Annotated in this window: 9 protein-coding genes and 1 pseudogene; 4 read left to right on the top strand and 6 right to left on the bottom strand. The window is 54.1% G+C overall.

The genetic code is table 11. The features are described 5' to 3' along the window. A pseudogene (locus AC221Y_RS16080) lies at positions 1–78 on the top strand (transposase); the annotation flags it as partial. A 340-nt stretch (positions 79–418) separates the two neighbouring features. Here AC221Y_RS16080 and AC221Y_RS16075 read toward each other — a convergent pair. From AC221Y_RS16075 to AC221Y_RS16050, 6 genes are all read right to left on the bottom strand, one after another. Continuing rightward, on the bottom strand, positions 419–1,552 hold the full coding sequence (locus AC221Y_RS16075) for a Gfo/Idh/MocA family protein (RefSeq protein ID WP_299753561.1): 1,134 nt from the start codon (positions 1,550–1,552) through the stop codon (positions 419–421). A 12-nt stretch (positions 1,553–1,564) separates the two neighbouring features. Continuing rightward, positions 1,565–2,305, bottom strand: coding sequence for a sugar phosphate isomerase/epimerase family protein (locus tag AC221Y_RS16070; protein ID WP_299753563.1), 741 nt, complete (start codon positions 2,303–2,305; stop codon positions 1,565–1,567). A 70-nt stretch (positions 2,306–2,375) separates the two neighbouring features. Next, positions 2,376–3,455, bottom strand: coding sequence for an ABC transporter ATP-binding protein (locus AC221Y_RS16065; protein ID WP_299753565.1), 1,080 nt, complete (start codon positions 3,453–3,455; stop codon positions 2,376–2,378). Between the two features lie 4 nt (positions 3,456–3,459). Then, positions 3,460–4,365, bottom strand: coding sequence for a carbohydrate ABC transporter permease (locus tag AC221Y_RS16060; RefSeq protein ID WP_299753567.1), 906 nt, complete (start codon positions 4,363–4,365; stop codon positions 3,460–3,462). Next, the gene (locus tag AC221Y_RS16055) at positions 4,358–5,251 is read right to left on the bottom strand and encodes a carbohydrate ABC transporter permease (protein WP_299753569.1); all 894 of its coding nucleotides are present in this window, start codon (positions 5,249–5,251) and stop codon (positions 4,358–4,360) included. The genes AC221Y_RS16060 and AC221Y_RS16055 overlap by 8 nt, the downstream gene beginning before the upstream one ends. Before the next feature lie 78 nt (positions 5,252–5,329). Continuing rightward, positions 5,330–6,556 (bottom strand): ABC transporter substrate-binding protein, encoded by a 1,227-nt coding sequence (locus tag AC221Y_RS16050; RefSeq protein ID WP_299753571.1) that lies wholly within the window; start codon positions 6,554–6,556, stop codon positions 5,330–5,332. 182 nt (positions 6,557–6,738) lie between these two features. On the opposite strand from AC221Y_RS16050, the gene AC221Y_RS16045 reads away from it, so the two are divergent. From AC221Y_RS16045 to AC221Y_RS16035, 3 genes are all read left to right on the top strand, one after another. Then, complete coding sequence (locus AC221Y_RS16045) at positions 6,739–7,797, top strand: LacI family transcriptional regulator (RefSeq protein WP_299753573.1); 1,059 nt, start codon at positions 6,739–6,741, stop codon at positions 7,795–7,797. A 352-nt stretch (positions 7,798–8,149) separates the two neighbouring features. After that, positions 8,150–8,605: an SMP-30/gluconolactonase/LRE family protein gene (locus AC221Y_RS16040; protein ID WP_299753575.1), complete on the top strand. Its 456-nt coding sequence runs from the start codon at positions 8,150–8,152 to the stop codon at positions 8,603–8,605. Next, positions 8,574–9,075, top strand: a 502-nt coding sequence (locus tag AC221Y_RS16035) for a hypothetical protein (protein WP_486707743.1), incomplete at its 3' end; no start/stop codon positions are given. The genes AC221Y_RS16040 and AC221Y_RS16035, both read left to right, overlap by 32 nt.

The following is a 9,075-nucleotide window of genomic DNA, read 5'->3' as shown; positions in this document are numbered from 1 at the left end:
CGTACGACACGTTTGCGCGACGTGTTCGATGCGATCCTCTACATTGCAACGACCGGATGCCAATGGCGCATGTTGCCCAACAAATCCCGATTCAACGCAACACCCGCCACAAGCGCCCCTATCGCGGAGCGATTTAGTGCTTGAGCCCAACCCAGTAGTTGGTTCAAGCTGCAATATCTCTCGTAAAGTGCTGAAACCGGTTATTCGCAGCGGACGCGTGCCGAGCACGCCATGACTTTGGAAGCCGACAGCAGCCAGGTTAAATGTTTGAAATAACTCTGCGGTGCTGCGCGATCGAACGAAGTCCATTTTTAATCAAGCGCTGCCTCGGAAAAACTGGCTCATAGTGATCGGAATGCCTATGCGGCAGCATTTGTCTGACCAAAATCAAAAGACCGGGAGAGATAGTATCTCTGAGTCAAACCAACAAGGCTTTGGCTTTCTCAGGGCTCAATCGCTCAGGGCGGTTGCAAGTTGTTGTCATATCAATCCAGGTGCGCTCATCGGCCGAACGGAGGATCGCCGTCATGATCTCAACAACGTGGGTCGCAAGTTCAAGGCTACAGCGATGAGGCCGATCTTCCGCGATCGCCGCCGCCATTTCTGCCAGCCCCGAACAGCGATAATTGGCGCGACCAATGCCTCGGCCATCTTCCATGTTTTCGATCCCGAAGGGATGACCCTGCGAAGCAACTTCAGCCACACTGTCTCCCTGCTCTGCAAGAAGCACATCCCCTCCGAAGAAGTTCGGATCGGGCACATAAAGTGATCCCTTGGTGCCATAGAGCTCCATATTTTTATGCCGATGCGCCCACACATCCCAACTTGCACCCAGTGTAATCAGGGCGCCGTTTGCGAACTCCAACACCGCGTGAATGTTTGTTGGCGTTTCTACCGGCACAGTTTCGCCAAGGCGCGGACCGTTGCCAATTATCCGGGTTTTGGAGCTGGCAGATGCCATGGCAGACACGGTTTTCACAGGGCCAATCAACTGCACCAGGTTGGTCACATAGTAAGGGCCTAGATCAAGGATCGGACCTCCGCCCGGTTGAAAAAAGAAATCTGGATTTGGGTGCCAGGATTCCATGCCGGGCGACATCACGTGGCATGTCCCGCCGATGATCTCGCCAACCATTCCCTCGTCGATAGTTGAACGCGCCAATTGGTGTGCGCCGCCCAGAAATGTGTCCGGCGCGGATCCGACGCGAAGCCCTTTTTTCGCTGCAAGCTCACGAAGGGCCTCGCCTTCTTCAAGCGTCAATACAAATGGCTTCTCAGAATACGCGTGCTTCCCGGCTTCAAGGATCTGCCTTGTCACCTCAAAGTGCGCCGCCGGTATTGTCAGGTTCACGATGATCTCGATATCGCTGGCTGCCAAAAGCCCATCGACCGTTTCCGCTCGAACCGAGAATTCCTCCGCGCGGGCCACGGCTGCATCCATATTCAGATCGGCGACCGCCAGCACGTTGATCGAACGGAACAAAGGCGCAAGTTTCAGATATGAGAAAGCAATGTTCCCGCACCCAATTATTCCAACTCCAAATTTCTTCATTATAAGTCTTCCTCAAAACGCCTTAACACTCGCCAACGAGCGTGTGGCCATGCGTTTGTGATCACTTGGGTTGTCGTGTTCGACGACATACCGGTTCACACCTGCCGCATCCATTGCAGGTTTGATGGCCGCCCAATCCAATGAGCCGTAACCGACATCCGCCCAGCCGTCTTCATCGGCATTTTCACCTTTTGGGGCAACATCCTTTACATGCGTCGCAACGATACGGCCGGCATACTTACTCAGCCACGCGACAGGGTCCTCGCCACTGACATGAACCCAGGCAATATCAAGCTCGAGTTGAATATTCTCAGATGCCTCGGCAATGATATCGAGTGGCATTTGACCCTCGACAGGCTCCAGCTCGAATTCGTGATTGTGCCACGCAAACTCCAGACCGGCAGCCACAATTGGCTCACTCATCTTCGCAAGTCTGGCCGCGAATTCCTTCCAGCCGGCGAGAGTCGTCGGGCGATTTTCTGCGGCAAGATAAGGTGCAATGACAGTGCTGATCCCCAATGCCCGTGCGATCTCAATCACTCTCTCAGAGTTGCTCTCAATGAGATCGGGGGCAAAGTGTCCTGTTGGCATTGTCATTCCATGCGCCGCCAAGAGCGCCTGTGTCTTGGCCAAATCCTCATAGTGCGGGCCAACACCTTCGACTTCCTTGTAGCCTGCATCCGCAAGCATTTTGAACGTCTCGCTCGTATCCCAGTTTCGCGAGGAATAGAGTTGGTAAGATATGCGGGGCATAGTAAGTCCTTGAAATAATTAACGTTCGCAGAAAACCAGGCCGGGTCGCAAACGGCCTGAGACGGTCTTATCAGAGGCGTAACTCGGATTTCAAATCGAACAACGAGGCCATTGCCGGGTTGATTCCGATCCGCAGTTTCTCCCCAACAGAAACGCGTGACTGACCGTCCATTCTGACGCGGAAGTGCTTTCCTGCGACCTTGCAATCAACAAGCGTATCTGACCCCGTGGGTTCGATCAGGCTAATCTCAACGTCGACCTGGAATGGGGCGTTTCCGACAAGTTCGCCGGTGACCACATGCTCGGGTCGTATGCCAATCGTCGTATCGCCGTTCACAGGTCCACCGCCTGCAAACGCATACCGCTCAAGCGGGATCACAAGGTCACCGACGTGAAATGCGCCTTCGTTGATCTTGCCCTCAAGGAAATTCATCGACGGTGAGCCAATAAAGTCAGCAACATACTTGTTGACCGGACGACCATAGATCTCGTCCGGAGACCCCAGCTGCATGATCTGGCCGCCCCGCATGATGGCAATGCGATCTGCAAGCGTCATCGCCTCAATCTGGTCATGTGTCACGTAAATCATCGTATTTTGGAGGCTGTGGTGAAGACGTTTGATCTCTACACGCAAATCGGCGCGCAGCTTCGCATCAAGGTTTGAAAGCGGTTCATCGAATAGAAAGACGTCGACATCGCGTACCAATGCACGGCCAATCGCGACGCGCTGTCGTTGGCCACCGGACAGAGCGGCAGGTTTTCGCTTCAAGAGCGGCTCTATCTGAAGGACTTCGGCCGCACGCTTTATGCGGCTTTCGATCTGCGATTTCGGGAGCTTGGCATTTTTCAGTCCGAAGGAGAGATTCCCCTCAACGGTCATCTGCGGATATAACGCGTAGGACTGGAAAACCATGCCTATGCCGCGTTCAGACGGCTCGGCCCAGGTCACATTTGTCCCATTGATATGAATCTGTCCGCCACTGACGTCCAGAAGTCCGGCAATGCAGTTAAGTAAAGTTGATTTACCGCAGCCGGATGAGCCAAGCAGTACAAGAAATTCCCCTTTACCAATTTCCAGATTGAGGTCTTGCAGGACTTTGATTGCGCCGAATTGAAGGTCGAGATTCTTAATTTCAACTGAATTTGTCATGAGATCAGCCTTTGACTGCGCCGGCAGCAATGCCGCGTACGAAAAGTTTTCCAGAGACGAAGTAAATGGTCAGAGGCACTAGACCTGTTAATATCGTCGCCGCCATGTTGACGTTGTATTCCTTCACGCCCTGCGAGGAGTTCACGATGTTGTTGAGCGACACCGTCATGGGATAGCTCTCGGGGCCGGTGTAAACGACACCAAAGAGGAAATCATTCCAGATACCAGTCACTTGCAGGATCATCGCAACCGTGAAAATTGGTAAAGACATCGGCACCATGATGCGGAAGTAAATGCCCCAAAATCCTGCACCGTCTACGCGCGCCGCCTTGAATAACTCCTCGGGAAGCGATGAGAAGTAGTTCCGGAACAAGAGCGTCAGGATGGGCATTCCAAAGACCGTGTGAACGATCACCAAGCCCGTCAGGGACCCGTAAAGTCCGATTTCGCGCAACATTATCACGATCGGATAGAGCATCACTTGATACGGAATGAACGCGCCGAAGATCAGGATAGTGAAGAAGACATTGGCTCCTTTGAACTTCCAGTTGGCGAGCGCATATCCATTCACCGAGGCAATGATGATCGACAGGATCACCGAAGGAATTGTGATGCGAACCGAGTTCCAGAAGCCAGTGCTTAACCCATCACAAGTCAGACCTGTGCAGGCCTGAGACCACGCTTTGACCCAAGGCTCGAAGGTGACCTCAAGGGGCGGCGCAAAGATATTGCCCATGCGGATTTCCGGCATGCCCTTTAGCGATGTCACAATCATAATATAAAGGGGCAGCGCGTAATAAAGCGTGACCACAAGCAGTGTCCCGTAAAGGAAGATATTGCGCCGAGAGAAGGCCTTCGTGGGCTTGGGTCCATGCGGACCTGTAAAGGTATGAGATGTTGTATCAACCACGGTTCTTCGAGCCTCCGAATTCGAGAAATGCCCAAGGGATGACAACCAGCGCCACCGTCACCAGCATCATTGTAGAAGCCGCAAAGGCCTGGCCGAGATTGTTGGCCTGGAACATCATGTCGTAAACGTATTTGGCCGGAACCTCAGTTGCGATACCGGGTCCACCTCCGGTTTGCGCGACAATCAGATCGTAGATTTTGACGATCCCCGTTACCACAAGCACCAGCGTGGTGATGAAGACCGGGCGCATCATTGGGATGACGATAAATAGATATGTCTTCCACGACGGAATTCCGTCGACCCGGGCCGCCTTCCAGACGTCCTGATCAATACCGCGCAAACCTGCGAGCATCAGCACCATGACAAGGCCACTCCCTTGCCAAAGGCCCGCAATCAGAATGCCGAAAATCGCAATCTCGGCGTTGTAGAGCGGGTCGAAAGTGAACGTCTCCCAGCCCCAGCCGCGGACGATGTTCTGAACACCGAACTCGGGGTTCAATATCCACTGCCACACCAGGCCCGTAACCACAAAGCTGAGAGCATATGGATAAAGAATGACTGTGCGGATCGTATTCTCAAAACGGATTTTCTGATCAAGAAGCGCGGCTAAAATGAAGCCAATCACAAACACCAAGATCAGCATCGAAAACCCGTAAATCGCCAGATTTTCAATTGAGATCATCCATTTTCTGGTGTCCCACAACCGCTCGTACTGGTCGAGTCCGACCCACTTGAGACGCGGCAAAAGGCCTGAACCGGTGAAGCTGTAAACGATAGTCCAAGCTGTTCCGCCGACAAACACAAAAAGCGCGGTCACGATCATTGGGATCGCTGCAATCTTTGCTGATTTGTTGCGAAATAACTGATTTGGGCGTGTAGAAGCCATCTGCTTCCCCCCTTTGCCAATCAGAGATCCGTAGATGTCGGCCTGCCACTCACAGCAGGCCGACACGCGATGGTTTGCTTACTCAGCGCGCTCGATAATCTTCACGAAGTCCACCTGCGCATCTGCAGCACTGATAGAAGCGTCCGCAAAAAACTCGGTGAAGAGCGTGTTGATCTGGTTCGTCGTGTCCGACGTGAGCAGCATGTTGGTGTCAGGCAACAGTGCGCCATCCGCCAGCAGGGCGAGGCCCTTCTGCATGCAGTCATTGGCCGAGGAAAGGTCGATATCGCCTCGTACCGGCAGCGAGCCCTTCTTCAGATTGAACGCAACTTGAGTTTCTGGCTTCAGCATCAACGCGGCCAGTTCGGACTGTGCAGCAATCTGCGCGTCATCAGACAGAACCGGGAAGTAGAACGCGTCGCCGCCTGTTCCCAGAAGTTCGGTCACGCCGAGACCCGGCAGACAGCTATAGTCTTCGCCTGCGACTTGCTCGGCAACGGCAAATTCGCCCTGTGCCCAGTCGCCCATGATCTGACCACCGGCTTGTCCGGTGATGACCAGGTTGGTCGCGTCATTCCAGTTCTGAACTGTGGACGTTGACGACATGTCGCGGGCGTCAGCTGCCGCCGAAAAGACACGTGCAACTTCCGCGCCAGCCGCAACTTCGGCATTTTTGTCGCCGTAAACTGACAGATAGATTTCGCTTGGGACCAGTGCTGCAAACATCACGTTGAACGCGCCGGATTGCTGCCAGCCCTGCTGACCCATCGCCAGCGGCGTCTTTCCGGCATCTGCCAATGCTTGCGATGCCGCAACGAATTCATCCCAGTTCGTAGGGACACTCACGCCCACATCTTCATATGCTTTGTGCGAAACCCATAGCCACTGCCATGAGTGGATGTTCACAGGCGCGCAATAGATGCGACCGTCAACGGTGCACGCATTGAGAAGCGTGGATGGGTTTACGATGTCCTTCCAACCCTCAGCTTCTGCAATATCAGTGATGTCGCGCAGCAGCCCTGCTTCGATCAGCTCTTCTGCCTGACGTCCGTGGTTAAATTGAAAGGCGCCCATCGGGTCACCACCAGTTAAACGGCTCACCATGACAGCACGCGCGGACTCGCCGCCTGCGATCGCAGCATCAACCCAAGTGTTGCCGGTGGCGTCAAAGGCTGCCGCAAACTCTTGGACCGCAGCGGCTTCACCACCAGACGTCCACCAGTGCATCACCTCCAGTTCAGTGGCAGATGCGCTGGACGCGGCCACTATTGCGGTCGCTGCAAGTAATTTGGAAGTTCGATTCATGTTTGTTCCTCCCTATGACTGAATCGTTTCAGAAATTTCTATATCGATTTAGTTTCTGCTTGCAAGCATTTTCTGTTAGTGCCTAAACTGGGGTGTGCTCTGGCACTGACAAACGATACATATGGCGAAAGAAATGAAGTGCGTCCTGCAGCCCTTGCTGCCTAGATGCTTGGAGTGGCCGGATGAAACGCATCGCGTCCGAAATGGCAAAGGCAAACGACGACGATATTCGTCGGCTGGTGGATTCCAGTGAAACGCCTACGCTCAAAACCATATCGAGAATTAGCGGAATGGCTGTCGCGACGGTGTCGCGCGCCCTGAGCGATGCGCCAGATATCGGAAACGACACCAAGGACCTTGTTCAAAGAATTGCACGAATTATCGGATATGTTCCGAACCGCGCCGGGGTGCGCCTGCGAACCGGCCGCACGAACGTGATCACGCTCGTCCTTCCTGCCGAGGGCGACGTGATGACCAACGCCGCAAAGCTGACAAGCTCAATCGCCGGCGAATTGCGCAACACGCAGTTTCACCTCAATATTCTGCCGTGGTTTCCTGACGAGGATCCTTTGCGGCCCATAAAATACATCGTTGAAACCCATTCATCCGATGCCGTCATTTTCAACATGACCGAACCAGAGGACGCCCGCGTTGCATATCTCCTGGAGAAAAACTTCCCTTTTGCCACGCATGGGCGGACGAACTGGTGCGAAAAGCATGCCTACTATGACTACGACAACACAGCCTTCATAAGCGATGCGTTGAAACGGCTGAAAACCCGCGGGCGCGAAAACGTCCTCGCCGTCCTGCCTCCGTTGAGCCAATATTATGCACAAGACATGGTGCGAGGTCTGGAACAATACGCCGGTCCCCTTAGCATCCGTTACCACATCTCAAAAAACGTCAACAGCGACCAACCATCGGACGACATACGCCATTGGGTGACCCGCAGGCTTAAGCAGTCCCCCGAGATCGACGCGATTATCTGCTCGTCGTCGAAAGGAGCCATCGCGGCCATCGTTGCCGTTGAGAAGCAAGGTCGCGTTCTAGGTGGAGATATTGACGTCTACACCAAGGAAGTCGCACCAATTCTCAAAACGTTCCGTGAAAACATCATTGTCGAGCTTGAAGATGTTGGAGATGCGGGGCGCTTTTTGGCTAAGGCCGTCAAACAGCAGCTCCAGCATCCGGACCAAAAGTTGATGCAACATCTGTTTGTTCCCGGCGGAATGTCGGCTTGAGAGACAATTTTCATAGACAGTGACGGGCCGTCACAAGTCAATGCGCTAAGATGTTAACAGACTTTTACCAATTTGAGCTCACGCTCAAATTTGAGAGACGCACCCAATCGGACTGGTTGGCCAATGGCGGTCTTGTCCCGCAACTGAGACATCGAGAGTGGGCGCAGCGGAACAAGCCGGACCTCATCTCGGCCAGCGATAACCGTCAATTCCGCCAAATGGCCAAGGGTCTCAACTGGGCGCGTTGAATGCCAAATTGAACAGTCCATCCCGATCAGATGACAAAAAAAGTTGACGTGGCGTAAGATACTCTGAAACGCGCTTTCACCACAGAATATCAGGGAGGACTATCATGCATTATTTTTCAACAACGGCAGCCATTTCCGCAGGACTTCTGATCGGTTCGCTCGCGGCAGCACAGGACGTCGTCTGGACGCTCGAAGGCCTCGAAGCACCCGAGAGCGCGCACTTTGACGAGGCGCGAGACGCTCTCTACGTCTCCAACATCAACGGCGAGCCAACAGCCAAGGACGGCAACGGATACATCTCTCGGGTTAGTCCCAACGGACAGATGCTGGAGGCGAAATGGGTCACCGGGCTGGACGCACCCAAGGGGTTGGTAAGCGACGGCGCCACCCTTTACGTGAGCGATATCGACCGACTGGTCGCTATCGATATTGAAGCAGGTGAAATTTCCGGGACATGGCCTGCCGAAGGTGCGATCGTTTCTCAACGACACGGCGCTCGATGCAGCGGGCCGGGTCTATGTCTCGGACATGATCGCCCAAAAGATCCATGTTCTGGCTGACGGCGATTTCTCTGTGCTCGCGGAAGGCGATGTGCTCCAGCACCCCAACGGTCTCAGCATGCGTGATGGCCAGCTGCTCGTCGCACCATGGGGCCTCGATTTACAGCAAGATTTCACCACGAAGACAGGTGGGCATCTTATAACTGTGGACGTCGAAACCGGTAGTGTCGCACCCTTGGGGTCGGGCGATCCCGTAGGGAACCTTGACGGGCTAGAACCAGACGGCGACGGCAATTGGATTGTGTCGGACTGGATCGCCGGGGCCGTCTACCGCATCGCCGATGATGGGAACAAAGAGTTACTTCTCAACCTCGACATGGGCAGCGCTGACCTCGAATACATTCCCGATCAGTCCCTGTTAATTGTGCCGATGATGCTCAACAACACGCTTGTTGCCTACCGGATAGAGCAGGCTCTTCTAGGCGGGCACTTTTTGTCAACCGGCGAACTGAAAAGACAGGGGCACCATT

This window comes from Boseongicola sp. (assembly GCF_057460485.1).
The sequence above is the reverse complement of the archived record's forward strand: the minus strand, read 5'-3'. Positions and strand labels throughout refer to the sequence as shown.

What these genes read in the sequence shown, in the direction of transcription:
- AC221Y_RS16055 (WP_299753569.1), bottom strand. Translation starts at nt 5,251, where the DNA reads ATGGCTTCTACACGCCCAAATCAGTTATTTCGCAACAAATCAGCAAAG.
- AC221Y_RS16040 (WP_299753575.1), top strand. Translation starts at nt 8,150, where the DNA reads ATGCATTATTTTTCAACAACGGCAGCCATTTCCGCAGGACTTCTGATC.
- AC221Y_RS16065 (WP_299753565.1), bottom strand. Translation starts at nt 3,455, where the DNA reads ATGACAAATTCAGTTGAAATTAAGAATCTCGACCTTCAATTCGGCGCA.
- AC221Y_RS16075 (WP_299753561.1), bottom strand. Translation starts at nt 1,552, where the DNA reads ATGAAGAAATTTGGAGTTGGAATAATTGGGTGCGGGAACATTGCTTTC.
- AC221Y_RS16070 (WP_299753563.1), bottom strand. Translation starts at nt 2,305, where the DNA reads ATGCCCCGCATATCTTACCAACTCTATTCCTCGCGAAACTGGGATACG.
- AC221Y_RS16050 (WP_299753571.1), bottom strand. Translation starts at nt 6,556, where the DNA reads ATGAATCGAACTTCCAAATTACTTGCAGCGACCGCAATAGTGGCCGCG.
- AC221Y_RS16045 (WP_299753573.1), top strand. Translation starts at nt 6,739, where the DNA reads ATGAAACGCATCGCGTCCGAAATGGCAAAGGCAAACGACGACGATATT.